The 25,480-nt window shown below is 72.9% G+C and carries 17 protein-coding genes, 1 tRNA gene and 2 pseudogenes; 12 read left to right on the top strand and 8 right to left on the bottom strand.

Annotated elements, in window-relative coordinates; all coding sequences use genetic code 11:
- The first annotated feature begins 5 nt into the window (after positions 1-5).
- From OG332_RS05495 to OG332_RS05485, 3 genes are all read left to right on the top strand, one after another.
- The gene (locus OG332_RS05495) at positions 6-1,478 is read left to right on the top strand and encodes a lactate utilization protein B (protein WP_442816335.1); all 1,473 of its coding nucleotides are present in this window, start codon (positions 6-8) and stop codon (positions 1,476-1,478) included.
- A 167-nt stretch (positions 1,479-1,645) separates the two neighbouring features.
- Positions 1,646-2,209: a LutC/YkgG family protein gene (locus OG332_RS05490; protein WP_327419123.1), complete on the top strand. Its 564-nt coding sequence runs from the start codon at positions 1,646-1,648 to the stop codon at positions 2,207-2,209.
- 4 nt (positions 2,210-2,213) lie between these two features.
- A complete protein-coding gene (locus tag OG332_RS05485) occupies positions 2,214-2,609 on the top strand; it encodes a VOC family protein (RefSeq protein WP_327412361.1) in 396 nt (131 codons plus the stop codon).
- On the opposite strand, the gene OG332_RS05480 is transcribed toward OG332_RS05485, so the two are convergent.
- Positions 2,586-3,071: a DUF309 domain-containing protein gene (locus OG332_RS05480; protein WP_327412360.1), complete on the bottom strand. Its 486-nt coding sequence runs from the start codon at positions 3,069-3,071 to the stop codon at positions 2,586-2,588. The genes OG332_RS05485 and OG332_RS05480 overlap by 24 nt on opposite strands.
- Positions 3,072-3,180: 109 nt before the next feature.
- Here OG332_RS05480 and OG332_RS05475 point away from each other — a divergent pair.
- Positions 3,181-3,254, top strand: a tRNA-Pro gene (locus OG332_RS05475).
- A gap of 476 nt (positions 3,255-3,730) precedes the next feature.
- Here the strand turns inward: OG332_RS05475 and OG332_RS05470 are convergent.
- Both OG332_RS05470 and OG332_RS05465 read right to left on the bottom strand, forming a co-directional pair.
- The gene (locus OG332_RS05470) at positions 3,731-4,963 is read right to left on the bottom strand and encodes a Dyp-type peroxidase (protein WP_327412359.1); all 1,233 of its coding nucleotides are present in this window, start codon (positions 4,961-4,963) and stop codon (positions 3,731-3,733) included.
- Positions 4,960-6,222, bottom strand: coding sequence for a hypothetical protein (locus OG332_RS05465; RefSeq protein WP_327412358.1), 1,263 nt, complete (start codon positions 6,220-6,222; stop codon positions 4,960-4,962). Before OG332_RS05465 ends, OG332_RS05470 begins: the two co-directional genes overlap by 4 nt.
- Before the next feature lie 379 nt (positions 6,223-6,601).
- Between OG332_RS05465 and OG332_RS05460 the strand changes: the two genes are divergently transcribed.
- On the top strand, positions 6,602-8,131 hold the full coding sequence (locus OG332_RS05460) for a serine/threonine-protein kinase (RefSeq protein ID WP_327412357.1): 1,530 nt from the start codon (positions 6,602-6,604) through the stop codon (positions 8,129-8,131).
- Complete coding sequence (locus OG332_RS05455) at positions 8,043-9,539, top strand: tetratricopeptide repeat protein (protein ID WP_327412356.1); 1,497 nt, start codon at positions 8,043-8,045, stop codon at positions 9,537-9,539. Before OG332_RS05460 ends, OG332_RS05455 begins: the two co-directional genes overlap by 89 nt.
- 48 nt (positions 9,540-9,587) lie before the next feature.
- On the opposite strand, the pseudogene OG332_RS05450 reads toward OG332_RS05455, so the two are convergent.
- Positions 9,588-10,019: pseudogene (locus OG332_RS05450) on the bottom strand (ATP-binding cassette domain-containing protein); the annotation flags it as partial.
- Between the two features lie 105 nt (positions 10,020-10,124).
- Positions 10,125-10,325: a hypothetical protein gene (locus tag OG332_RS05445; protein WP_327412355.1), complete on the bottom strand. Its 201-nt coding sequence runs from the start codon at positions 10,323-10,325 to the stop codon at positions 10,125-10,127.
- A 119-nt stretch (positions 10,326-10,444) separates the two neighbouring features.
- Here OG332_RS05445 and OG332_RS05440 point away from each other — a divergent pair, with 119 nt between their 5' ends.
- On the top strand, positions 10,445-12,985 hold the full coding sequence (locus OG332_RS05440) for a tetratricopeptide repeat protein (protein WP_327412354.1): 2,541 nt from the start codon (positions 10,445-10,447) through the stop codon (positions 12,983-12,985).
- A gap of 278 nt (positions 12,986-13,263) precedes the next feature.
- Here OG332_RS05440 and OG332_RS05435 read toward each other — a convergent pair whose 3' ends face one another.
- Positions 13,264-14,796, bottom strand: a complete 1,533-nt coding sequence (locus tag OG332_RS05435; protein WP_327412353.1) for an amino acid permease — start codon at positions 14,794-14,796, stop codon at positions 13,264-13,266.
- Positions 14,797-14,882: 86 nt separating this feature from the next.
- A complete protein-coding gene (locus OG332_RS05430; protein WP_327412352.1) occupies positions 14,883-15,863 on the bottom strand; it encodes a hypothetical protein in 981 nt (326 codons plus the stop codon).
- 301 nt (positions 15,864-16,164) lie between these two features.
- Here OG332_RS05430 and OG332_RS05425 point away from each other — a divergent pair, with 301 nt between their 5' ends.
- From OG332_RS05425 to OG332_RS05415, 3 genes are read left to right on the top strand one after another with little or no spacing between them, the layout of a single operon-like run.
- A complete protein-coding gene (locus OG332_RS05425) occupies positions 16,165-17,601 on the top strand; it encodes an FGGY family carbohydrate kinase (RefSeq protein ID WP_327412351.1) in 1,437 nt (478 codons plus the stop codon).
- A complete protein-coding gene (locus OG332_RS05420; RefSeq protein WP_327412350.1) occupies positions 17,598-18,971 on the top strand; it encodes an NAD(P)/FAD-dependent oxidoreductase in 1,374 nt (457 codons plus the stop codon). Before OG332_RS05425 ends, OG332_RS05420 begins: the two co-directional genes overlap by 4 nt.
- Before the next feature lie 50 nt (positions 18,972-19,021).
- A complete protein-coding gene (locus OG332_RS05415; protein WP_327412349.1) occupies positions 19,022-20,221 on the top strand; it encodes an NAD(P)/FAD-dependent oxidoreductase in 1,200 nt (399 codons plus the stop codon).
- A gap of 24 nt (positions 20,222-20,245) precedes the next feature.
- Here the strand turns inward: OG332_RS05415 and OG332_RS05410 are convergent, their stop codons facing one another.
- Positions 20,246-22,312, bottom strand: a complete 2,067-nt coding sequence (locus OG332_RS05410; RefSeq protein WP_327412348.1) for a phosphocholine-specific phospholipase C — start codon at positions 22,310-22,312, stop codon at positions 20,246-20,248.
- Between the two features lie 335 nt (positions 22,313-22,647).
- On the opposite strand from OG332_RS05410, the gene OG332_RS05405 reads away from it, so the two are divergent.
- A complete protein-coding gene (locus tag OG332_RS05405) occupies positions 22,648-24,033 on the top strand; it encodes a cytochrome P450 (RefSeq protein WP_327412347.1) in 1,386 nt (461 codons plus the stop codon).
- Positions 24,034-24,054: 21 nt separating this feature from the next.
- Positions 24,055-25,017: pseudogene (locus tag OG332_RS05400) on the top strand (ABC transporter transmembrane domain-containing protein); the annotation flags it as partial.
- Between the last annotated feature and the right edge of the window lie 463 nt (positions 25,018-25,480).

Genomic DNA, 25,480 nt, shown 5'->3' with positions numbered 1-25,480 from the left:
TGGGCATGCCCGCCTTCCCCGCCTTTCCCGGGGCGGCCCGTGAGGCCGTACGGGACGAGGTGCTGCGCGCCAACCTCCGGCACGCCACGCACACCATCCGCGACAAGCGGGCCCGGGCCGTCGCCGAACTGGCGGACTGGGACCGGCTGCGCGCCGCGGGCAAGGCCGTCAAGGACCACACGCTGCGCCATCTCGACCACTACCTGCTCAAGTTGGAAGAGGCGGTGACGGCCGCCGGCGGCACCGTCCACTGGGCCGTCGACGCGGACGAGGCCAACCGGATCGTCACGGACCTCGTGCGGGCCACCGGGGAGCGGGAGGTCGTCAAGGTCAAGTCGATGGCCACCCAGGAGATCGGGCTCAACGAGGCCTTGGAGGCCGCCGGGATCGCCGCGTACGAGACCGACCTCGCCGAGCTCATCGTGCAGCTCGGCCACGACCGCCCCTCCCACATCCTGGTCCCGGCCATCCACCGCAACCGGGCCGAGATCCGCGACATCTTCCGCACGGAGATGGGGAAGTGGGGCCGCCCGGCGCCCGAACCGCTCGGCGACGACCCGCGGGAACTCGCCGAGGCGGCGCGCCTGCACCTGCGCGAGAATCTCCTGCGCGCCAAGGTGGCCGTGTCCGGCGCCAACTTCATGGTCGCCGAGACGGGCACGATGGTCGTCCTCGAGTCCGAGGGCAACGGGCGGATGTGCCTCACCCTGCCCGAGACCCTGATCTCGGTCGTGGGCGTGGAAAAGGTCGTACCGACCTTCCGGGACCTGGAGATCTTCCTCCAGACGCTGCCGCGTTCCTCGACGGCCGAGCGGATGAACCCGTACACGACCATGTGGACCGGGCTGGGCCCTTCGAGAGGGGCGGACGGCGACGGGCCCTCCGCCTTCCACCTCGTCCTCCTCGACAACGGCCGCACCGACACCCTCGCCGACGAGACCGGCCGGCAGGCCCTGCGCTGCATCCGCTGCTCCGCCTGCCTCAACGTCTGCCCGGTCTACGAGCGCGCCGGCGGGCACGCCTACGGCTCCGTCTACCCCGGCCCCATCGGCGCCATCCTCAGCCCCCAACTCCGCGGCACCGGCAGCGAGATCGACGCCTCGCTGCCCTACGCCTCCACCCTGTGCGGGGCCTGCTACGAGGTCTGCCCGGTCGCCATCGACATCCCCGAGGTCCTCGTCCACCTGCGCGAACGGGTGGCCCAGGGCGGCCCGGTGACCCGGGACGGCGTGCGCGTACGGATCCGCCCCGCCCACGGCCACACCGCCGAACGGGCCGCCATGCGCGCCGCCCGGCTGCTCCTCGACCGTCCGGGGGCCCTGCGCGCGGGGGAGCGGCTGCTGGCCCGGGCCCGCCGGCTCGCGCCGCGCCGGCTGCCCGGTCCCGGCCGGGCCTGGACCGACACCCGCGAGCTGCCCGCCGTACCCGCCGAATCCTTCCGCGACTGGTGGACCCGAGAACGGGGGAACCCGCAGTGACCAGCAAGGACCGCATCCTGTCCCGCATCCGCCGAGCGCTGCCACAGCCGGAACCCGGGGCGGGGCTTGGGGCGGGACCTGAGGCGGGTCCCCGGCCGGCAACCGAGCCCGGCCGCCGCCCCGGCGTCGGCCCCGGCCCCGGACCGGCGGCTGCACCCGTCGCGGACATCCCCCGCGACTACCTCCGCGTGCACGGCGACCGCACCCCCGCCGAGAGCGCCGACCTGCTGGCCGCCCACCTGTCCGAGTACCGTGCGAAGGTCCACCGCACCGACGGGGCCGGCCTCCCCGGGCTCCTTGCCCGGCTCCTCGCCGCGCGCGGCGCCCGGACGGTCCTCGTCCCGCCCGCCCTGCCCGCGCACTGGCTCGAGGCCGCCGAAGCGGCCCTGGTCCAGGACCGCGCCGAGTCCACCCCGTACGAACTGGACGCCGTCGACAGCGTGGTGACCGGCTGCGCCCTGGCCGTCGCCGAGACCGGCACGATCGTCCTGGACGGAGGCCCGGACCAGGGCAGGCGCCGCATCACCCTGATCCCCGACCACCACGTCTGCGTGGTCCGCGTCCCCGACCAGCTGGTCGACTCCGTTCCGCAGGCCCTCGAGCGCCTCGACCCCACCCGCCCGCTGACCTGGATCTCCGGCCCCTCGGCGACCAGCGACATCGAACTGGACCGGGTGGAGGGCGTCCACGGCCCCCGCACCCTGGAGGTCGTCCTCCTCGGCGCACAATAAACTCATGTCCTCCCACATCGCCCTCACCGCCCTGGTCGTCAACGACTACGACGAGGCCATCGACTTCTACACCCGCGCCCTCGGGTTCGACCTCGCCGAGGACACCGCGCGCCCGGACGGCTCCCGCTGGGTCGTGGTCCGCCCGCCCGGCGCCACCGAAACCGCCCTGCTGCTGGCCCGCGCCAAGGACGACGCCCAGCGCTCCCGGGTCGGCGACCAGACCGGCGGCCGCGTCGGCTTCTTCCTCTACACCGACGACTTCACGCGCGACCACGCCCGGATGACCGCCGAGGGCGTCCGCTTCCTGGAGGAGCCGCGCCACGAGGCGTACGGCTCCGTCGCGGTCTTCGAGGACCTGTACGGAAACCGCTGGGACCTACTCCAGCCCGCCGCCGGCTAGCCGCGGCGCCTCCCGCACGGGATCGACCGCCGGGCCGCCGGCCTCCACCCGGCCGGCCAGCTCCCGGGCCCACCGCACCAGCCCCGGCACGTCGATCCCGTACGGCCCTCCGTCCAACCCTTCGATCCCTGAGGCCCCGCGCCGCAGCAGCCGCGCCCCGCCGACCGTGTTGCCGCGCGCCGCGTGCGTCAGCCCGACCGCGAGCTGCGCCAGCCCCCGCCAGAGCAGGGCACCGCCCCCGGGCCCCGACTTCCAGGCGTCCTCGAACACCTCGTGCGCGTGGAACGGCATCCCGGCGTCCAGCAGCCGCTGCGCCTCCCGCACGGTCTCCGCGGGCGAGCGCACCACCCCCTCGGGCTGCCGCTCCACCCCGGCCTCCCCGTAGGGCAGCGGCCGTCCCAGCCCATCCCTGGGCCGCGCGCCCCGCGCCCGCCCTTCACCATCCCGATCCCGTGTGTTCACCGCCCCATCCTCCCCCTCGCCGATCACCGGTGCATGGACACCCCTCGGCGTGCGGTAATGTTCTGCATGTGCCGCCGAGCACGGGGAAACCCGCAGGTCGAGGGCACAACGGGACGTGGCGCAGCTTGGTAGCGCACTTGACTGGGGGTCAAGGGGTCGCAGGTTCAAATCCTGTCGTCCCGACTGTGCGGAAACGCAGGTCGGAGGCCGTTCTCTCATCCGTGAGAGGACGGCCTTTCGTGCGTCCGGAGCCATTGTGGTCGCAATGTGGTCGGACGCACGCGCTGCGGCCGGTCGGCCGTGGCGGGCGGCCGCGGTGAGCATCGCGTGGGTGACGCCCACCCCGAGCACCGTGCGCTCGGCGCCCACCTGGGCGCGAACGGCGGGCATGGCCCGTCCGGTGCCGCAGCCCAGATCGATCGGGGCAGCGTGACGACAACCGGCTTCACCAAGGCCGGCTCGGGCGGATCCCACCTCAACGGCAGCTTCCCCAGCGGCTCCGTCGGCAACCCGGTCACCGACGCAACCACCACTCCCACGCACTGGAGGGTTCGGGGGACGGGCCCAGCCGGGCGGAGGCCAGGGGCGGGTACGGCTGGATCTTCTCGATCACCGTGAGTCTCCGTTCTCGTCGCAATGATCGGAAAGAGGGGGTGGGGTCACGCGAAGACCTCGGCCCCCGGGTAGGGGGCGGCGTCGTGCCGGGGCGGGACGAGGTAGGTTCCGCCCGCGCGTACGGTCAGCAGTCGGCCGGCGGGACCGTCCGGGCCGGGCTGCCCGCCGAAGTTGATCCCGCCCAGCCAGGAGCGCTGGGTGAGGATGCGCAGCACCCGGTCGGGGTTGTCCTGGAAGCTGATGAAGTTCAGCCCGACCCGGAAGCCGGGTGCGTCCGGGATCGGCTCGAAGAACTCGTGGCCCTGACGGAACACCCTGAGCGAACCGCCGAGTTCAGGGTCGGCGGTGCCGGCCAGGTTTGCTCTGCGCACATGGGCGGCCAGCAGCACGGGGTCGTCGGTGGGCCCGGGCTGGTGGAAGTCCTCGTTGCCGGCCTGGGTCACCTCGGTGGTGCCGGGGACAGGGCAGCCGGCCGCCGGAACGGGCCGTCCCTCGGGATCGGTGCCGGTGAGCGGGGCTCCGGTGAGCTTGTCGCGGCCGACGAGCAACTCCTGTTGGGCGCGCGGCAGGAGGTGCCAGCTGCCGAGGTCGACTGCGAGGCGGAGGAAGACGAGGTAGGTGCCGCCGACGGTCCAGGTGTCCTGGCCCGCCTCGGCGGCCCCGATGGTGATGACCCCTTCGCGTTCGTTGCTCTCCAGATTGGACACGCCGTCGTGGAAGCCGATCCAGCTCCGCAGGTCGTCGCGCTGGAAGCCGGTGTGGACGCCGGCGATCTCCAGCGCTGGCTTCCGCGTGCCGCCGTCCCGGCCGGCGTCGAACAGCTTCCACAGCTCCACCACGGCGCGGGAGACCGCGAGCTGGGTCTCCGCGGTGAGCTGGAGGCAGAACTCCTCCGTGGAGTCGTTGCAGAAGACGTCCGAGGCGTACGGGAGGCCCCCGCCGACGAGCAGCGGCCCGCCCCCCTTCTCGCGGTCGGGCGAGCGGAAACGGAAGCCCGGGCCGAGTGAGGTGGGGCATTTCAGGCGGCCACCGGGGATCTCGAAGGCCTTGGGGCCGAACCCGAGGAGGAACTTCAGCTCTCCGGTGGGTACGGGGTGGCCGGGAAGTTCGGCGACGCGCCCCTCGGCGAGGCCGCGCAGCAGCGCGGTCACCTCGCGCAGCGCCCCGTCGACGGCCGGGGCGTCCGCCCCGGGGTTGGCACGCAGGAACACGAGCGCGAGATGGCCGGGCGGGCGGCAGCCCTTGGCGTGGTAGATGCCGTCCTGGAGCGTGGTCATCGCCGACCCCGCGGGCCGATCGCGGGCCCTGGCCCCCCGGTCGCGGTGTCGAAGTCCTGCTTCAGGGCTCCCACGGAAAGGCACACGCTCGCTTCCCGGCAGAGGATCGGCCCCGGCGGGTCGGGCAGTACCACGAAGTCCTGCGCCGGTACGGCCGTCGGTGCGCCGAGCGTGACCACCGGGCCGACCTCCACCCGCCGTACGACCTGGTAGCCGCCGGTCACGGACTCCTCCGAATCGCCCTCGACCACGGTGATCTCGTCGAGGAAGTGCGGATCGTCGTCCGCCGGGCCGAATTCCAGGCGCTGCTGCAGTCCCGGCCGGCCCCGCCCGGTGCGGATCCACTCGGCCGGGACGGGGCCGCCCTCGAACTGGAAGACGTCGGACGTGAATCCGTGGATGTAGACCCCGAGCGGGTCGGCGAAGGAGACCGTTCGCCCTTCGAAGGCCGCGCCGGCGGCGGCCAGGGCGGCGGCGGGGTCGGCGTTGCGGCAGGCCAGCTGTTCTTGCTCGGGCTCCTGGCGGAAGATCTGGTCGCGTCCGGCGGCCTTCAGCTCACCCGTCGCGGTGCGGCGCGCGTAGGGCTTGGCGCCGAACATCACGATGTAGATCAGGTCGTCGAGCCCGTTGATGGGGTGGGTCATGAACAGGGCGTTGACAGTGTTGAGGGAACCGTCCGGGTCCCTCCGGACGCCGGCCTTGGCCAGGTCGGCGTGATTCCCGTGGCCGGTCAGCTGGCGGGCGAACGCCACTCGCCGCTGGGCGGGGGTGAGCAGTTTCGGGTTGGCGACCGCGGGCCCGTACAGCTCCTGCCAGCGAGGGGGCTCGGTGCCGAGGGTCTCCGTGAGCGTCTCGCGCAGGAGGTCCGGGTCGTCCTCGGCGAGTACCTGGTAGTACTCGGACAGTTCGGTGGTCACCTGAACCCGTTTGGGCCGCATCCGGCCCTGGCTGTCCGGGGCGGTGACGACTGCGTACTCGCAGTACTCGTTGTGCAGGCCGCGTCGTCCGCGGACACCCCAGTCGGAGAGTTTGCGGGCGGTGGCCTGGTCGAAGCAGAACTCGGGCTCGGCCGGGTTGCCGAACCAGGACACGGCGTGCCGGGGGGCGGCGGGATCGGCGGATCGTAGGGTGAAGTACCTGCTCGCCCCTTGTTCCTCCTCGATGCGGTGGAACTCCGCATCGATCACCGCGTTCCAGCGGTCGAGGAGGCCAGGGTTCAGATCGTCGGCGAATCCGGGTGCGGAGAACGATGAAGGCATGACGGCACCTCCCGGCGGGTCGCACGACCCGCAGGTGAATGGGGCACGAACGTGATCGTCACGCAGAGTATCGGATCCGATACTCCAAGTCGTCGAGCCCACGCCAAGGGGCGAGCGGGGCGGGCCGGTGGGGTGGCGCCGGTCCCCGCATACCGGTCCTGGTCCGCTCCACGCGCGGGGCAACGACGAGCTGACCAGCACGGACTGAGCTCGGCACGGAGCCCTCCGGCGGCGGGCGGACGTTGCTTCGGGACGGGTGGCGCCGGCGCGGCCGGCATGACGGTACGAGAGTTCGAACGGCCCTACGGGACCAGCGGGTCGATTTCGGTGCGCGCCCGCAAGGTGCCCTGACGGCCGGTGGATCGGTGGGGGAGTCGAGTTGGAGCCACTGCGGGAGGACGATCCCGAGACGATCGGTCCGTACCGGCTGTTCGCCCTGTTGGGCCGGGGCGGCTGGGGGAACGTCTACTTCGCCCGCAGCGAGTTCGGTCGCGGGGTGGCGCTCAAGACGATCAGGCCAGAGCACCTTGCGGGGAACCCGGAGCGCTTCCGCCGCCGCTTCGCCCGCGAGGTCGAGGCGGCCCGCGCGGTCGACAGCACGTACACCGCCCAGGTGGTGGACGCCGACACGCATGCCGCCGAACCCTGGCTCGCCGCCCGCTACATCCGCGGGGTCGACCTGGCGGAGGCGCTCGACCACTGCGGGGCCCCGCTGCCCCAGCGGACGTGGCGGGTCCTGGCGGCAGGTCTGGCCGACGCCCTGCGGAGCATCCACGCCGCGGACCTGGTGCACCGCGACCTCAAGCTCGCGAACATCCTGCTGGCCGGAGACGGACCATACGTCATCGACTTCGGGATCGCCCGGAACCTCTCCCCGGCCGGCGGCGCCACGCTGACCGGCTCCGGGGCGGCCCCGCGCACCGTCACCTTCTCCTCGCCCGAACAGCTCCGGGACGAGCGGGTGGGGCCGGCCAGCGACGTCTTCGCCCTCGGTGTGGTGCTGGCCTACGCGGCGCTGAACCGGCACCCGTTCGGGCCCGGCTCCGAAGCCCAGATCCAGGCGAACATCCTGCACGGGCACCGCCGGCTGGGCGGGCTGCCGTCCGCCGTGGAGGAGATCGTCCTCCCCTGCCTGGAACCGGGGCCGCAGGACAGGCCGACGCCGGTGGAGCTCGCCGGGCTGCTGCCGTCGAGCGTGTCACCGAAGGAGCACGAGTGGCTGCCGCCGGGGCTGCGCAGTGCGCTCGCCGGGCTGTCGGACCTCGCCGTGGACCTTGCGGCACCGATGCGCTACCCACGCCTCCAGCACGAACCGCCGGTCCTCCCCGGCCCCGGACGCCCCCTTGCCGCCACCCCCACCTCGTCAGCCGTCCGCGCGGTCCGTGAGCGCGATTTCCCACCCGCGCCGCCCAGGGCGTCGTTCCACGAGGCGACCACCCGCCCCCCGACCGGCGCCGGCCCGACCGCGCGACAGGTCTCCCCACCGGCCGCGCCCAAGGCGGCGCCGCCGGTGAATCCGCCGGTGGCACCCGCCCGGAAGGCCGCGGCCGGCAAGGCGTACGCGGGTGAGCCCGGCGGCCCGGTACCGGGCCGCCGCCGAGGCCGGGAACTCAGAGGCCATGCGTCAAGTGGCCTCCGCCTGCCGCTCTGCCCGCGACTGGCGGCAAGCGCTGTCCTGGTTCCGGCGAGCGGCCGAGGCCGGCAACGCGACCGGAGCCAGGGAGGCGGCTCAACTGATCGAGCAGCACTTCCCAGAACTGCGGGACCAGGCCGCAACCCTCTACCGGAGGGCGGCCGAGGGTGGGGACCTCCACTCGGCGATGCGGCTGGGCGGCCTGCTGGAGCAGGAGCCGGGCGGGCTGGCGGAGGCCCTCGCGTGGTACGAGAGGGCTGCTGGGCGCAACCATGAGAAGGCTCCCGAAGGGGTGGCCCGCGTCCGCGCCGCGCTGGCCCGCGCCGCGGCCTCCGATGCGAAGGCCGCGGATGCCGCGAAGGACGCGGAGGCGGCGCTGATGCGCGACCATGCGGCAGCCGCCCGCGATGGCCAGGTGAAGTCAATGCTGGCGCTGGCGAGTTGGCACCTGGGGGCGAAGCGCGTGCAGGAAGCCCTCACCTGGTACCGGCACGCCGCCAAGGCCGGCCATGTTCACGCCATGGTGATTTCCGCCCAGCTGCTGGCCCTGGACCCCAAGAAGCAGGCCGAGTCCCTCGACTGGTACCGCAAGGCCGCAGCCGCGGGCAACACCGACGCCATGCACTGCGTGGGGCGTTCGCTGAAGCAGCAGGGCAACCTTCCGGACGCGCTGGCCCACTTCCGCGTGGCCGCCGCCAAGGGCCACCAGGCCGCCATGATCGACGCGGCGGAGATCCTGGAGCAGACGGCACGGGCACCCGAAGCGCTGAAGTGGTACCAACGCGCCGCTGAGAAGGGGCACCCCAAGGCCACCCTCGAAGCGGAACGCCTCCGCTCGGCGCTGGCCGGCACCGGGCCGGCCGGTTCCACCACGGCGAAGCCTGCGCCGGCCAAGCCCAAGCCGAAGAAGGCCGCAGCGGAGCCCGCGCCGGCCAAGCCCGCGCCGGCCAAGCCCGCGCCGGCCAAGCCCGCGCCGGCCAAGCCCGCACCTAAGAAGACCGCAGCCGAGCCCGCCTCGAAGAGCGCCGCAGGGCGGACGCCGCCCAAGCCTCCCGCGCCGAACGAGGGGGCGCAGCCGGACCCCGCCTCGCTACGGGCCGCGGCCGTGAAGCACGAGCGGAGCGACCGGCCGGAGGCTGCCCTGCAGTGCCTTCTTCGGGCCGAACAACTCGGTGACCGCACCGCCAAGAGGGACATCGTCCGGCTGTACCTCGCGTTGCGCGACCGGAGCAACAGCTCGGTCGAGCGCAAACAGCACGTCAGGCAGGTGGTACGGTACCGCGACCTCGCCGAGGGCAGCGACGTCGAGACCATGCTGGCCCTGGTGGGACTGGACACGGCCAACTCGTTCGCATGGCGGCAGCGGGCCGCAGAGGCAGGCAACACCCGGGCCATGCGGCAGATCGCCCGGGCCCAACTGAAGGCGGGTAGCGACGAGCACGTCCAGGCTGCCCTGTCCTGGCTGCTGGAGGCCGGCAAGGCCGGGGACACCGCGGCCATCCTGGAGGGCGCCCGGGCCCACGAGAAGTGCGGCGCGTACGGGAACGCCATCGACTGGTACCGCTGGGCCGAGGACAACGGCGTGGCGGGCGCGGCCAAGGAGGTAGCCCGCGTGACGGCGGAACATCCGGGGGCGGTCGTCTGGCACCGGTGGTCGGAACGCCTGCGCCGCTTGCGAGGGTGAGTCGTGCCTGGGAGCGCCCGTGCATCGCCGACTCATGCAGTCGCCGCCGGGTGGCAGGGAGATGTTCCAGAAATCGGCGTAGCGGCCGCCGAGGCGCAGCAGTGCGTCGTGGCTGCCTTCCTCCACGATCCGGCCGCCGTCCAGGAAGGCGACGCGATCGGCGCGTCGGACGGTCCGCACCCGATGCGCGACCATCACCACCGTCCGGCCGGCCATCAGGCGTTCGATGCCCTCATGGACGGCTGCCTCGTTCACCGGGTCCAGTGCGGAGCTCACCTCGTCCAGGAGCACGATGGGCGCGTTCTTCAGCAGCGCCCGCGCGATCGAGACGCGCCGGCGTTCACCACCCGACAGCCTTGCGCCGCCCTCGCCGACAGGCGTCGACCATCCGTCGGGCAGTCGCTCGATCACCTCGTCCAACCGCGCCGCCGTCGCTGCCGCCCGCACCTCGGCCTCGTCGGCGTCGGGGCGGCCGAGACGCGCTGGCGGTGGATTCGGCCACCCACCCGGCAGGACGGTTCGCAGAGAAGTCGGACGACGCCTCGCGCGAGGCGTCGTAGGTCCCCCTCCTGCCGTGGAAGGGCCTTAGGGCCGTAGTGCGGCGAAGGCTGCGGTGAGGGCCGCGGCGAGGGTGAGAACCGTGGCGAAGGCAGTTGCAGCCCGGATCGCGGAGGCGGGGTAGGTGGCGCCGTCCAGGCGGGCGAGCTTGCCCGCTGCGGCGGCGACCAGCAGCGCGACCATGACGACAAGCGCCGTGGTGAGGAGGACAACGGCAAGATCGGGCACGACAAGCTCCCTTGTGACGTTGGGTCGTTGACGGTGTCGAGAGTGGTGGAAGGCATGTGCGCCGGGGTTCGCCGGACGAAGATGAACAGCAGCGAACACATCAAGTCCAGGGGAGAGATGTGCACGACGAGGAGACGGCGCGCGGGGCGGCGCTCGCTGAGCTGCGTACGGGGCTGGCAGACGGCCTGGCCCGTCGCGGGTTGACGGTGACGCAGCTCGCCGCACAGGCGAGGCTGGGCCGTACGACCGTGCATGAGGCGCTTCAGCCCGACGCGGACATTCCCTCGGCGAGGACGGTGGCGGCTCTGGCCCGCGTGCTGCGCTTGCCGGAGCACGAGCTCCTGGACCTGCGGCGGACCGCTGCCGGAGAGACCACATCCACCACCCCGGCGGATCGGCGGCCGGGTCGGCCCATCAGCGAATGCAACCCGTACGACCTGGAGGTCCACTCCGCCGGACTGATCACCCGCCGAGACGATCCCCGTGGACCATCGGAGCCGGTACTGCCCGGCTACGTGCCACGCGCCCACGACGACGTCCTCACCGATGCCGTGCGCGACGCCGGTGACGGCCACAGCAGGCTGGTTGTTCTGGTCGGCTCCTCCTCCACGGGCAAGACCCGGGCGTGTTGGGAAGCCATCCAGCCGCTCGCCGAACAAGGTTGGCGGCTGTGGCACCCCTTCGACCCCACCCGGGCCGAGGCAGCCCTCGGCGATCTCGAGCGGGTCGGGCCCCACACGGTGGTCTGGCTGAACGAGGCGCAGCACTACGTCGGCGACCTCCGCCACGGCGAGACCATCGCCGCAGCCCTGCGGACGCTGCTCACCGCCCCCACTCGCGGTCCGGTCCTGGTACTGGGCACTCTCTGGCCCGACTACGAGCGCACCTACAGCGCGCTCCCGCAGCCTGGGCAACCCGATGCGCACGCCCAGGTGCGTGAGCTGCTGGCCGGGCGGACCATTCCGGTGCCGGAGTCCTTCGACCAGGCCGCGCTGGAAGCCGCCCGCGTGCTGGCGGAGGGCGGAGACGCGGTCCTGGCCGCTGCCCTGACCCGTGCCGCCGATGGGCGTCTCACCCAGGATCTCGCCGGGGCGCCCGAGTTACTGCGCCGCTACCGCACTGCCACGCCGCCCGCCCGTGCCCTCCTGCACGCGGCCATGGACGCACGACGCCTCGGCGCCGGCCTTCACTTGGCGCTCGCCTTCCTCGCCGATGCCGCCACCGACTACCTCACCGACCACGAGTACGACACCCTCACCCCCGACTGGGCCGAACGAGCCCTCGCCGAACTCGCCCAACCTGTCCACGGCCGGCTCGCGCCCCTGCGCCGCACCCAGCCACGCCGTACGAGCCGAGCCCCCGGCAGTCCCACCGCGCTGGCCGACGCACCAGCACCGGGCGTCGTCTACCGGCTCGCGGACTACCTCGAGCAGCATGGCCGCGACGAACGCCGTCCGCTGTGTCCGCCCGCCTCCTTCTGGCACGCAGCACACGATCACCTCGCCGGCCCTGACGACCTCGAGCGTCTCGCGGCCGCCGCCCGCGACAGGCTTCGTCTCCGGTGGGCCCACCATCTGTACCAGCGCGCCAGCACTCCCTTCGCCCGCACACAGCTCGCACTCATCCGGGACGAGATCGGAGACCGCGAGGGCGCCGAGCAACTGGCCGCACAGGCAGCCGAAACCGGCGACGGCTATTCCCTCATCGAGCTGGCCTTCATGTTGGAAAGAGCCGGCGACCTGGAAGGTTCCGAACGACTCCTCACCCAGGTGGCAGACACCGGGGAACCGGGCACCGCCACCATGGTCGCCCTCACCGTCCTCGGCCGCCGGCGTGAGAAGGCTGGAGATCTCGACGGTGCCGAACAACTCCTCACACAGGCCGCCCGGACCGGGCACCCCGGTGCGTTCACCTCCCTCGCCCGTATCCGTGAGAGAGCCGGTGACTTCCAAGGCGCCGAACGACTCCTCACACAGGCCGCCCAGTCCGGGCACCCCTCCCTCACACTCACGGCCCTCGCCCGTATCCGTGAGAGAGCCGGAGACCTCGAAGGTGTGGAACAACTCCTCGTCCAGGCTGTTCAAACCGGCCACACCAGTGCCCTCACGACCGTCGCTGAGATCCGTGAGAGGGCTGGAGATCTCGGGGGTGCCGAACAACTCCTCACCCAAGCCGCCCAATCCGGCGACGCCTACGCCTTCGTACAGCTCGCTCGCATCCGTGAGAAGGCCGGCGACGTCGAAGGCGCCGAACAACTCCTCGCTGACGCCGTCCGAAGCGGCGATCCTCACGCTCTCATGGCTGTCGCCGAAATCCGCGAGCGGGCGGGAGACGTGGAGGAGGCCGAACAACTCATCACGCAGGTGGCTCACACCGGCCACTCCGGCGCTGTCATCCAGCTCGCCGGTATCCGTGAGAAGGCCGGCGACCTTGAAAGCGCAGCACGATTCCTGAGCCAAGCATCCGAAGCCGGTCACCCCTTCGCCTTCGACCAGCTCATCGACATGCTGGAGCGGTCAGGAGATCTCGCAAGCGCCGAACGGCTCCTCGCGCGCGCCGCGGACTCCGCCAGACTGCGGCCCGTCACCCCCCAGCCGGCCGTGTACCGCTTCTGGCCGTACGGGCTGGAGCCCGACGGCACGCCCACTCCGCCCTGGTGAGCGGCACGCCGCAGTCTCGGACCGCATGGCGGCCCGGAGCCGCGTTCCGGACGACTCGGCGCACATCCCCCCGGCCCGGCCCGTGCTCAAGGGCCACCCGTACCGCGACCCCGTGGCGCGGATGTACGGCGGCCGGCGGGCACCGCGTGGAGTGGGAGGCCGGTGGGTCCACATCGTGCCGAGGGCGGACGGCAAGAGTCGCGGAGAAGGGGCCGTTTCGGTGAGATCCGAAACGGCCCCTTGGCCACTCCCGGGAGCAAGGCACGCGGGGGAGGGGGTCAGACGATGCCCTCGGCGATCTCGGCCTGTTCGCGGGCGTTGCCGTATGCCGACGGGGTTCCGTACGAGCGGCGGGCGGCGTACCACCAGGCGCTGGCCAGGACCAGGACCACGGCCAGGGCGATGACCGCGTAGTTCATCGAGTCGATGGTGACCGGCGACTTCTGGGGCAGGCAGAACAGGACGGTGACCACGGCCACCCAGACGACTGCGGTCCAGCCGATCGGCTTGCTCCAGCGGCCCAGGTGCCACGGGCCGGGCTGGAAGCGGTTGCCGGCGCGCAGGCGCAGGTAGATCGGGATGGCGTAGGCCGGGGTGATGCCGATGACGTTGATGGCGGTCACGGCCCCGTAGGCGGTGGCGGAGTAGAGGGAGGGGAGCGCCAGGACGCCCGCGACGACGACCGAGAGCCAGACGGCAGGGACCGGGGTCTGCGTACGGCTGCTGACCTTGCGCCACAGGGCGGAGCCGGGAAGGGCGTTGTCGCGGCTGAAGGCGAAGACCATCCGGCTCGCGGCGGCGACCTCGGCGTTGCCGCAGAAGAGCTGCGCGACGATGACCACGAGGAGCAGGGCGGTGGCGCCGCCGGAGCCCAGGGCGTCGAGGAAGATCTGGGCGGGCGGGACGCCGGTGGCGCTGCCCTGGACGGCCGCGTAGTCCTGGATGGCGAAGGTGAGGCCCGCGAGCAGCGCGAACCCGGCGATCCAGGAGACCCAGATGGCCCGGACGATGCCCTTGGCGGCGGAGACGGAGGCGTTGGAGGTCTCCTCCGAGAGGTGCGCGGAGGCGTCGTACCCGGAGAACGTGTACTGGGCGAGCAGCAGGCCGACCGCGGCCACGTAGAACGGGTTGGCCCAGCCGGTGTCGTTGACGAACTCGGTGAAGACGAACGAGGCCGACTGGTGGTGGTCGGGGACGAAGGCCAGGGCGCCGACGATCACGGCCACGCCGGCGAGGTGCCACCAGACGCTGATGGAGTTGAGCACGCTGACGAGGCGGACGCCGAAGAGGTTGAGCACGGCGTGCAGCAGCAGGATGCAGAGGAAGATCAGGAACGTCGAGCCCGCGGTGGGCACGAAACCGAACTGGAGGTTGAGGAAGGCGCCGGTGAACAGGGCGGCGCCGTAGTCGATCCCTGCGATGGCGCCGAGCAGGCCGAGCAGGTTGAGCCAGCCCGTGTACCAGCCCCAGCGGCGTCCGCCGAGCCGGTCGGCCATGTAGTAGAGCGCCCCCGAGGTGGGATAGGCGCTGGTCACCTCGGCCAGGGCGAGGCCCACGCAGAGTACGAAGAGGCCGACGCCGACCCAGCCCCACATCATCACGGCCGGACCGCCGGTGCCCAGGCCGAAGCCGTACAGGGTCATGCAGCCGGACAGGACGGATATGACCGAGAAGCTGATGGCGAAGTTGCCGAAGCCGCCCATCCGGCGGGCGAGGACGGGCTGGTAGCCGAGTTCCCTCAGTCGTTCCTCCTCGTCCTGCCGGGGCGGGGCCTTGTGGTCCTGGCGGACGGTCGGCGCGGTTCGGGACATGGGGAGGTACCTCCGGGGGTTCGTGGAGCGCGGGGACGGGGAGCGGGGGTGGGGCGGTGAGGCGGTGGGGCCGCGGGGAGCGGAGGTCAGTCCCGGCCGGCGAGGCTGCGGGACCGGGCCTGCAGGAAGACCTCCACGGCCAGTTCCTGGTCGGCGGGGTCGCGGGTCCGGTAGGCCCAGGGCAGGGTGGTCCAGTACCGGTCGATCGTGTCGAAGACCTGGGCCGCCTCGCCGAACCGGTTGGCTCCCCACAGGGCGTGGGCGAGGTGGTTCAGGTCGAGCGGCGAGGCGCGGCGCAGGTCGGCGTACCGGAACCAGGTGTCCAGGGCGTGGCCGGCGTCACGGACGGAGTCCTCGGCGACCCAGTGCAGGTCGAGTGCCCTCTCCTGGCCGCGCTCGCGGCGGTAGCGCTCGATGCTCAGGTACAGCGGCAGGAGGTGGACGGCGGACCCGGCCGCGGCCGAACCGGCGGCCCAGTGCACGAAGTTGGCCGCCTCGGTGAGCGGCCCGGGGGTACCCGCGCACACGAACTGGAGCATCCGGTGGTACGCCTCGCGGTTGTGCGGATCGCGCTTGTCGGCCTGCGCGAGGATGCCCCAGGGGCCGGGGGGCAGCATCACGGCGGGTGCCCGGAGCCGGTGCTCGTCCATCGAGCGGTGTTCGTCGAGGGAGGCGAGGGCGAGCAGGCAGACCCACGGCACGGGGTCGGCGGGGCTGGCCTCGGCGGTGTCACGGCAGGCCTCCCACGCCTCCCGCCACAGCTCGCGCGTGCGCGGGTGCCGTGCGCGGTGGGCACGGACGGCCCGTTCGACGAGGACACGGGTGTGCATGACGGACGCGGCGACGCTGCGCGGTTCCTCGGCGCGCCAGGCCTGGACCACGTCCGAGCCGGCGGCGACCGCGGCGAGCACCTGGGTGCGCTGGGTCCACAGCCCCCAGCCGTCCGTCCGGTCCAGTAACTGCGCCATCGACACCCAGCGGCCGGTGCGCAGGTCCTGCACGGCGACGCGCAGCTCGTTGTCGTGACCGGCGGGATGGTAGACGGGCCGGAAGTCGCTGCCCGCCATCACCTCGTCCCGGTCGACGGGTGGCCGGGACGGGCGCGTCTTGCGGTGGTCGTGGTCATCGGCCCTCGCATCGCATGGCCTTCGCGCCTGGTGAACGGCGATCACTATAGATCGAGTGTGAGCGTTCGGGTCATGGAACATTTCAAATGCAACTATCAAGCCACATACAAGATATGAATTCACGTCAGCTGTATCGGCGTGCGATCGCCGGCTGCGCGGACGGATCTTGACGGGCGACGTCCGCTGGTGAAGGCTTCCGAGCGACGATCACACGCATGCCGATACCAGGGACGGAGTGGTGATGACGGGCCCGGTGCTCGCTGTGGACCAGGGCACGTCGGGAACCAAGGCCCTCGTCGTCTGTCCCGTACGCGGGGTCATCGGCTCCGCCTCCGCCCCCGTGCGGCCCCGGTACCTGCCGGGCGGCCGCGTGGAGGTCGACCCCCGTGACCTGCTGGACTCGGTCGTCGACGCGGGGCGCGCCGCACTGGCGGCGGCCGGCGAGCCGGTGGTGGCGGTGGGCCTGGCCAACCAGGGCGAGACCGTGCTCGCCTGGGACCCGGCGAGCGGTGAGCCGCTGACCGACGCGATCGTCTGGCAGGACCGCCGCGCAGAGCAGCTCTGTACGGAACTGGCCCCGCACGCCGCGTCGTTACAGGAGCTGACGGGCCTGCCGCTCGACCCGTACTTCGCCGCGCCCAAGATGGCCTGGATACGCCGTAGCCTGACCCGGCAGGGAGTCGTGACGACCAGCGACGTGTGGCTGGTGCACCGGCTCACCGGCGCCTTCGTCACCGATGCGGCGACCGCGGGCCGCACCCAGCTCCTCGACCTCGACACCGTCGACTGGTCCCCGGCGGCACTCGACGCCTTCGGCCTCACCGGCGAACGGCTGCCGGAAGTCGTCGACGCGGACACCCGCGTGGGCACCACCACCGCCTTCGGGCCCCCGCTGCCGCTGACGGGCCTGCTCGTCGACCAGCAGGCCGCACTGTTCGCACAGCGCGTCACCGAGCCGGGCACCGCCAAGTGCACCTACGGCACGGGGGCGTTCCTCCTCGCACAGACCGGCCCGCGCCCCCGCCGCAGCACCTCCGGACTGGTCGGCTGTGTCGCCTGGCGGCTCGGCGGGGCGACCAGCTACTGCCTGGACGGGCAGGTCTACACGGCCGCCTCCGCCGTGCGGTGGCTCACCGACGTCGGCGTGATCTCCGGCGCCGAGGACATCGACACCGTGGGCGGCAGCGCCCCGGACGCCGGCGGCGTCACGTTCGTCCCCGCGCTCGCCGGGCTCGCCGCCCCGTGGTGGCGGGGCGACCTGCGGGGTTCGGTCACCGGCCTCGGCCTCGACACCACCGCCGGGCACCTCGTGCACGCGCTGTGCGACGGCATAGCCGCGCAGGTGGCGGAGCTCGCGGACGCGGTCGCCGCCGACCTGGGCGCGCCGCTGGCCACCCTGCGCGTGGACGGCGGACTCACCCGGTCCGCGCTGCTCATGCAGGCACAGGCCGATCTGCTCCAGATCCCCGTCGAGGTCTCGGCACTGCCGGACGCCACCGCACTCGGCGTCGGCGCGGTCGCCCGGCTCGGGCTCGACCCCTCGCTCACCGCCCACGAGGCCGTCCCGGAGTGGAAGCCGTCCGCCGTGTACGAGCCGAGGGCCGGCTCCGCGCACGCGGCGGAGCGCCGCGCACGGTTCCGGACGGCGGTCTCGGCCCTGCTCGACGGCCCGGCATGACGGTCACCACCAGCGGCCCGCTGCCCGGCGCAGACGCGTACGACGAGCACGGCGAGCGAGACGCGTACGACGTGACGGTCGTCGGCGCCGGCGTCGTCGGCTCGGCCATCGCCCGCGAACTGGCCCGGCTCCCCCTGCGGATCGCCCTCCTCGACGCGTCCGACGACGTCGGCAACGGCACTTCCAAGGCCAACACCGCCATCCTGCACACCGGTTTCGACGCCGTGCCCGGCTCCCTGGAGTCCCGGCTCGTCCGGGAGGGGCAGCGGCTGCTCGCCTCCTACGCCGCCGACACCGGCATCCCGGTGGAACCGCTCGGGGCGCTCCTCGTTGCCTGGAACGAGGAGCAGCTCGCGGCGCTGCCGGGGCTCGCCGAGAAGGCCGTACGCAACGGCTACCGCGCGGCCAGGATCCTCCCCGCCGAGGAGGTGCGGGCCCGCGAGCCGGAGCTCGGGCCCGGCGCCCTGGGGGCGCTCCACGTGCCGGACGAGTCGATCATCTGCCCGTGGACGACCACCCTCGCCTACGCGACGCAGGCGGTCCGCGCCGGCGTCGACCTGCACCTCAACTGCCCGGTGCGCTCGCTCACTCCGGGCGAACCGCACACACTGGCCACCGGCCGGGGCCCGCTGCGCACCCGGTACCTGGTCAACGCGGCGGGCCTGTACGCCGACGAGATCGACCGGCTGCTCGGCCACGCGGACTTCACCGTGACGCCCCGGCGCGGCCAGCTGATCGTCTTCGACGAACTCGCCCGCGGCCTCGTACGCCACATCCTCCTGCCGGTGCCGGACACGCGCGGCAAGGGGGTGCTGGTGACGCCGACCGTGTACGGGAACGTGATGCTCGGGCCGACCGCGGAGGACCTGGACGACAAGACGGCCACCGGGTCCACCGCCGAAGGGCTCGCGCTGCTGCGGGAGAAGGGCCGGCGGATCCTGCCGGCGCTCCTGGAGGAGGAGGTCACCGCCGTGTACGCCGGGCTGCGGGCGGCCACCGGGCAGGAGGACTACGCGATCCGGGCGCATCCCGCACAGCGGTACGTGAGCGTGGGCGGGATCCGCTCCACGGGGCTGACCGCCTCCCTGGCGATCGCCGCACATGTGGTGGAGCTGCTCGCGGACGGCGGTCTGCCGGTGTCCGGCGCACGGGAGTTGGAACCGGTGCGGATGCCGAACCTCGGCGAGGCGTTCCCCCGGCCGTACCGGGACGCGGCCATGATCGCGGCGGACCCGGAGTACGGCCGGATCGTCTGCCACTGCGAGCGCGTGACCCGCGGTGAGATACGCGACGCGCTCGCCGGGACCGTCCCGCCCGGTTCGCCCGACGGCCTGCGGCGGCGTACGCGCGCCCGGGGCGGCCGCTGCTAGGGCTTCCACTGCGGGGCCGCGGTCCGGGCCCTGTTCGAGGAGGCCCGCCGGTGAACCGTGCGGACGTGCCGGTCGACGTCCTGATCGTCGGCGCCGGCCCTGCCGGACTGGCCCTCGCCGCCCGGCTGGCGGCCGCCGGCGCCGGGCGGGTCGAGGTACTGGAACGAGAGGAGGAGGCGGGTGGAATGCCGCGTCACCTCCACCACGGCGGCTTCGGCCGGCCGCCGCGCCCCTGGCTCCACGGTCCCGAGTCCGCACGGCGATCGGCGCGGGCGGCGCTCGCCGCCGGGGCCGCGGTCCGCACCGGGGTCACCGCCACCGGCTGGGCCGGCCCGCTGACCCTGGAGACCACCGGCCCGGCGGGCCTCGAGCGGATCACGGCCCGGGCCGTGGTCCTCGCCACGGGCGCCCGGGAGCGCCCCCGCAGCGCCCGGCTGGTGCCGGGCTCCCGCCCGCAGGGCGTGCTGACCACCGGCGAGCTGTTCCAGTCGGTCCACCGGTACGGCCTGCCCGTCGGGCGGCGGGCCGTGGTCGTGGGCGACGAGGCGGTGGCCCGGCACGCGGTGGGCACGCTGCGGCGGGCGGGTGCGGAGGTGGTGGCGATGGTCACCGAGCGCCCGCGGGCCGCCGCCGTGCCGGGGGTCCCGCTCCTCACGGCTACCACGGTGGGCGAACTGATCGGCCGTGGCCGGCTGACCGGCGTGGCCGTCCGCCACCGGGACGGCCGGTCGGGGGTACTGGCCTGCGACACGGTGGTCTTCACCGGCGACTGGATCCCCGATCACGAACTGGCCCGCCGCGGTGGCGTCCCGCTGGACCCCGGCACCCGGGGCCCCGGCGTGGACGCGTCGTTCCGTACCCCGACGCCGGGCGTCTTCGCGGTCGGCAACGCCCTCCACGGCATCGAACGCGCGGCCACCGCGGCCGGGGAGGGCGCCGCCGCGGCGGCCCCGGTCCTGGCCCACCTGGCCGGCGCCACCTGGCCGGAGGCCGGCCCGCGGCTGGAGGTCCGGGCCCCGCTCCTGTGGGTGACGCCGAACCGGGTCACGGGCACCGCCGGGCGGCCGCTGCTCCTGCGGTCCGGGGAGCGGTTGACCGGCCCGGTGGTGACGGTCCACCAGGACGGCCGGCCGCTGTGGCGGCGGCGGTTCGCGGGCCCGGTCTCCCCGTCCCGGTCGCTGCGGCTGCCCCCGGGGTGGACGGCCCGCGTCGACCGGACCGGCGGCCCGGTCGTGGTGGCCGTCGGCTGACGCGGGCCCGCTGCCGCCCCCGCGTCAGGAGGACTGGTTCGTGAGGATCCCCGGGTCCGACAGGCCGGCCGCGCCCGTCTCGACCTTGCCCGCGAAGCGGCGCCCGAAGTCCGGGGTCTCGGAGGCGGTGACCGTCACGTCGTACCAGCGCCGCGTGTTCTTCAGCGAGACGGTGTAAGTGACGGTGGCGCCCTTGGCGACGGTGAGGCGCTTGGGCCCGCCGGCGTAGGCGTTGGTGACCGTCAGGGTGGCGGTCGACGCCCCGGCATTGGTGACGGTGAGGTCCAGGTTCCCGGTGGCGGCGTTGTGGCGGGCGGTGACCTCGGGGCCGGGGGTGGTGCCGGGGTTGCGGAAGCCGCGCAGGAAGCCGTTGGGGCCGTGCACGGTCAGGTCGGTGACCCCGGCCGAGTAGCGGGTGTTCCAGGTGTCCGCGATCGACTTGCCGGCCTCGGTGGTGTAGGTCCAGGGGGCGTCGGTGCGGTTGCCGGAGGTGACGTAGAACTGCGCGCCCAGGTCCGGGCCGCCGCTGAACGTCAGCCGGAACTTGCCCTCCGCCACGAGCGCCGCGCCGTCCACGTACGGCGCGTACTTCAGCGGACGGGTCTGACGCAGGCCCTTCTCCTGGCGCGGCATGACGCCCTCGGCCGGCGGGGTGGCCCGGAAGTCGGGGTGGCGCTCGCGGTCCTGCGGGAACCAGGCGCCGGTGTCGGGCAGCGGGGCCGTGCCGGTGTCCTTGCGGGCGAAGTCGAAGGCGGACGTGAGGTCGCCGCAGACGGCGCGGCGCCAGGGCGAGATGTTGGGCTCGGTCACCCCGAACCGCTGCTCCATGAAGCGGATGACGGAGGTGTGGTCGAAGGTCTCGGAGCAGGAGTAACCGCCGGTGCTCCACGGGGAGACCACGAGCATCGGCACGCGCGGGCCCAGGCCGTACGGTCCGGCGACGTAGCCGGGCTTGCCGGGGAAGACGTCCAGGGCGGTGGGGGTGGTCGACAGGCCCTGCGCGGCACTGGCGGGGGCGTACGGGGGGACGACGTGGTCGAAGAAGCCGTCGTTCTCGTCGTAGGTGATGAACAGCGCGGTACGGGCCCACACGTCGGGGTTGGAGGTGAGGGCGTCCAGCACCTGCGAGATGTACCAGGCGCCGTAGTTGGAGGGCCAGTTGGAGTGCTCGCTGAAGGCCTCGGGGGCGGCGATCCAGGAGATCTGGGGCAGGGCGGCGGCGGCGACGTCGGCGCGGAGCCGGTCGAAGTAGCCCTCCCCGGCCTTGGCGTTCGTGCCCGTCCGGGCCTTCTCGAACAGGGGGCTGCCGGGCTGGGCGCCCCGGTAGGCGTTGAAGTAGAGGAGGGAGTTGTCGCCGTAGTTGCCGCGGTAGGCGTCGTCGATCCAGCCCCAGGAGCCGGCCGCGTTCAGGCCGTCGCCGATGTCCTGGTAGACCTTCCAGGAGATACCGGCCGTCTCCAGCCGCTCCGGGTAGGTGGTCCAGTCGTAGCCCGCCTCGGCGTTGTTGAGGACCGGGCCGCCGCCCTTGCCGTCGTTGCCGGTGTGGCCGGACCAGAGGTAGTAGCGGTTGGGGTCCGTGGAGCCGATGAACGAGCAGTGGTACGCGTCGCAGATGGTGAAGGCGTCCGCCAGGGCGTAGTGGAAGGGGATGTCCTCGCGCGTCAGGTGGGCCATGGTCGTGGCCGTCTTGGCGGGCACCCAGTTGTCGTACCTGCCCTGGTTGAAGGCGCTCTGGCCGCCCGCCCAGTCGTGATTGAGGCCCTGGAGGAACTCCATGCCGAGGTCGTCGGACGGCGGGCGGAAGGGCAGCGTCACCTTCGTGCCGTCGGACTGGTGGAAGACGGACTTGCCGCTGGGCAGGGTCACCGGGCGCGGGTCGCCGAAGCCGCGGATGCCGCGCAGTGCGCCGAAGTAGTGGTCGAAGGAACGGTTCTCCTGCATGAGCACCACGATGTGCTCGACGTCGGCGATGGTGCCGGTGGTCCCCTGCGCGGGGATGGCGGCGGCGCGGGCGATGCTTTCGTTCAGCATCGTCAGCGCGGTGGCGCCGCCGGCGAGCTGCAGGAAGCGGCGGCGGTTGAGTTCTGCCATGGCGGGAACGACCTCTGCGGTTGGGGGTGGTTGAGCGCCCTCAGCAGAGCGCGCCCGGCGTACCGGATGGGGAGCCTGGCGTGACGGTGGCGCATACGCCAGGCGAACGGCAGCCGGATTCCGGCGGAGTTCGGCCGGAACCCGCCCTCGGGGGTGGGCGGGCCGACGGTCCGTAGCTGCCGGCGGTGGGTGGGCGCCGACGGTCCGTGCCTGCCGGCCGCCCCGGCCGCCCCGCGGGACCCCGCTCCCGGCGCGAGGCGGGGTGTCGCCCGGCGCGCCCGCTCCCCTACAGTGCGTGATGACCGCACCCGGTGCCGCCGAACAGGAGCACGCCCGTGGCCCCCCACGCCCGCCCCGGCCCCCTTTCGAGTCCGTCCTCCGCCGGCCGCCGGGTCCCCGAGCTGGATCCCGGCGCCGTCGGGCAGTGGCGCGACGGGGGAGGGGAACTCGTCGAGCTCTTCGCCCAGGCGCACCAGCGGCTCGGCGGTGTCGCCGCGTTCCGTCTCGGGCCGCGCCCGACCGTGCTGGTCACCGGCGCCCAGGCCGTCCAGCACGTGCTCGCGCTCCATCCGGACCGGTACGTCAAACGCTCGCACCGCGCCCGGCTGCTGATCGGCGACGGCCTCCTGTCCGCGACCGGCGAGGCGTGGCAGCGGCAACGGCGGCTGTTGCAACCGCAGTTCACCGGTCCGGGAATGCGCCGCTACGAGCAGCGGATCACCGAGGCCGCCCGGACCACCGCGGCGCGCTGGGCCGCGTACGCCCGCAGCGGGCAGGTCCTCGACGTCGGCGAGGAGATGCGCCGCTTCGCCCTGGACACCATCTGGCGCTCCCTGACCGGACACCCCCTCGACACCGCCACGGAACGTGAACTCGCCGCCGTGCCCGCCGTGGTGGCCGCACTGCCCCAGCTGCCCGTCGAGGGAGCCGCCGCCCGGGAGGCCGTCTCCGCCGAGCTGGCGCAGATCGACGCGGTGGCGAGCCGCGCCATCGCAGCCGCCCGCGAGGGCGAGGCCGGACCCGACGGCCCGGGGCTGCTGCACGTCCTGCTGGACGCGGCCGGGACGCGCCCCGAATACACCGACCGGCTGATCCGCGACGAGCTGGTCACCCTGCTGGTCGCCGGTCACGAGACCACGGCCACCACCCTGACCTGGCTCTACCTCCTGCTGGACCGCAACCCGCAGGCGCGGGAGCAGGCTCTCGCCGCCGGCGCCCAGGGGTCCCCCGAGCGGCGCCAGGCCCTCCAGGCCCTCGTCAACGAAACGCTGCGCTTCTACCCCTCCGCGTGGATACTTCCGCGCTGCGCCGCACAGGACGACGTCCTCGCCGGATACGAGGTCGAGGCCGGCACCGACGTCATCGTCTGCCCCTACCTCACGCACCGGGACCCCGGACTGTGGGGAGATCCCGCCCGGTTCGACCCGGGGCGCTTCACCACCCCCGGCCGGCGCCCCGCCCACCCGGGGAGCTACCTCCCCTTCGGCATCGGGCCCCGGGCCTGCCTGGGCCTGCAGTTCGCCCTCCGCGAGTCGACCGTCCTCCTGGAGCACCTGCTGCCCGCGCACGTCCCGCGCTTCCGGTCCCTCCCCGCCAAGGCCGCGTACAGCATCACCGTCCGCCCCGACGGCCCGACCCCGGCGGTGCTGGCGGGCGGTCAGGCGAAAAACACTTGGACTGCGCGGGTGCCGTCGCGGGAGACTGCCAATCCTGTCCTGTAGGTCCGGCAAAGCAGGGTTGGGATGGAATTGCCTGAATCGCACAAAGGTTCGCCGGGCAGGGGCCCGGTGCTCCTCGCCCTTCGTTATTACGAACGGGAGCTGGCCCGCCTCAAGTGGCTGACGGTTCCCGCGATGCTGCTCCCGGCGCTGGGCAACATCGGCATCGACTACATCGCGCCGCTGGTCGTCGCCAAGCTCGTCGCACGCATCGCCGAGGGCGGCGGGACCGGTACGGGCGCCGGCGCCGGCTTCGACATCGGCCCGATGCTGCCTTACGTCTTCGCCTTCGCCGCCGTCCTGCTGCTCGCGGAAGGGCTGTGGCGCCTCGGACTGCACTGCCTCAACCGACTCGACGCCCGCGGCATCGAGCAGCTGTACGTGACCGGGATGGACGAGCTGTTCGCCAAGGACGCCGCGTTCTTCCACGACAACTTCGCCGGGTCCCTGACCAAGCGGGTGCTGAGCTTCGCCTCGCACTTCGAGGAGTTCGTCGACACGCTGACGTTCTCGCTCGTGGGCAGGTTCGTACCGCTGATCTTCGGATCGGTGGTGCTGTGGCACTACGAACCACTGCTCGTGGTCGCCCTGTTGGTGCCGATCGTCCTGACGGCGCTGTGCGTGGCCCCCCTGATCCGACGCCGCCAGGGGCTCGTCGTCCAGCGGGAGGCGGCGATCGCCCGGGTCTCGGGGCACGTCGCCGACAGCCTGATGAACATCGACACGGTCCGGGCGTTCGCCGCCGAGGACCGCGAGGCCGCCGAACACCGCTCGCGGGTCGCGGAGTCGCGGCGGCTCACGCTGCGTTCCTGGGACTACGGCAACCTGCGCATCGACACCATCGTCGCGCCGATGTCCGTCCTGACCAACGCGCTGGGCCTGCTGCTGGCCATCGCGCTCGCCGGCAGCGGCCGCGGTGTGGAGGCGGTCGTGGTCGCCTTCGCCTACTACTCCAGCGCCACCCGCATCATGTTCGAGTTCAACGAGAGCAAAAATGGGACGAACGGGACCCGCTGCGGCGCGAGATCAATGGCTACGACCGCCTTCCGCTTCCGTCTCCTGCCTTCCCTCAACCTCGATCGAACCGGAGCGTGAGAGCCTGCTGACCTGTTCTTTTGAGGCAAAGCGCAGGATGACTGTGGTCGGGATCAGATATTCCGCTGCCTGAAGTTTGGAGAAGGTCAGCCCCATCTCGCGGGCACCTCTGGATCTTGCTGCTGAGTCTCACGTAGATCAGGCTGTGGTCGGGTTTAGTCAGACGAATGCTGACTCTATGCTGACCCAGCTGACGGACAGTCGGATTTCTCAGGGGTGGGGCGGCCCAGCCCCCGGGCGGGGAATGCGCGATGCCTAAGGGTCGCGGTTCTGCCCCACTCGGCGGCCGCGCGGGCGGCTCGGCGGTCTCTCCTCTGAGGTCATGGTTGTCCGTTACCGTGCCAGGGACATTCAG

This window comes from Streptomyces sp. NBC_01233, from assembly GCF_035989305.1.
Taxonomy (GTDB): Bacteria; Actinomycetota; Actinomycetes; order Streptomycetales; family Streptomycetaceae; genus Streptomyces.
This window is presented reverse-complemented; position numbering and strand designations above follow the sequence as displayed.

Coding starts and splice junctions, on each gene's coding strand:
- OG332_RS05495 (WP_442816335.1), top strand. CDS start 6: ATGCCCGCCTTCCCCGCCTTTCCCGGGGCGGCCCGTGAGGCCGTACGG.
- OG332_RS05485 (WP_327412361.1), top strand. CDS start 2,214: ATGTCCTCCCACATCGCCCTCACCGCCCTGGTCGTCAACGACTACGAC.
- OG332_RS05470 (WP_327412359.1), bottom strand. CDS start 4,963: ATGACCACGCTCCAGGACGGCATCTACCACGCCAAGGGCTGCCGCCCG.
- OG332_RS05465 (WP_327412358.1), bottom strand. CDS start 6,222: ATGCCTTCATCGTTCTCCGCACCCGGATTCGCCGACGATCTGAACCCT.
- OG332_RS05455 (WP_327412356.1), top strand. CDS start 8,043: ATGCGGCTGGGCGGCCTGCTGGAGCAGGAGCCGGGCGGGCTGGCGGAG.
- OG332_RS05435 (WP_327412353.1), bottom strand. CDS start 14,796: ATGTCCCGAACCGCGCCGACCGTCCGCCAGGACCACAAGGCCCCGCCC.
- OG332_RS05430 (WP_327412352.1), bottom strand. CDS start 15,863: ATGGCGGGCAGCGACTTCCGGCCCGTCTACCATCCCGCCGGTCACGAC.
- OG332_RS05425 (WP_327412351.1), top strand. CDS start 16,165: ATGACGGGCCCGGTGCTCGCTGTGGACCAGGGCACGTCGGGAACCAAG.
- OG332_RS05420 (WP_327412350.1), top strand. CDS start 17,598: ATGACGGTCACCACCAGCGGCCCGCTGCCCGGCGCAGACGCGTACGAC.
- OG332_RS05410 (WP_327412348.1), bottom strand. CDS start 22,312: ATGGCAGAACTCAACCGCCGCCGCTTCCTGCAGCTCGCCGGCGGCGCC.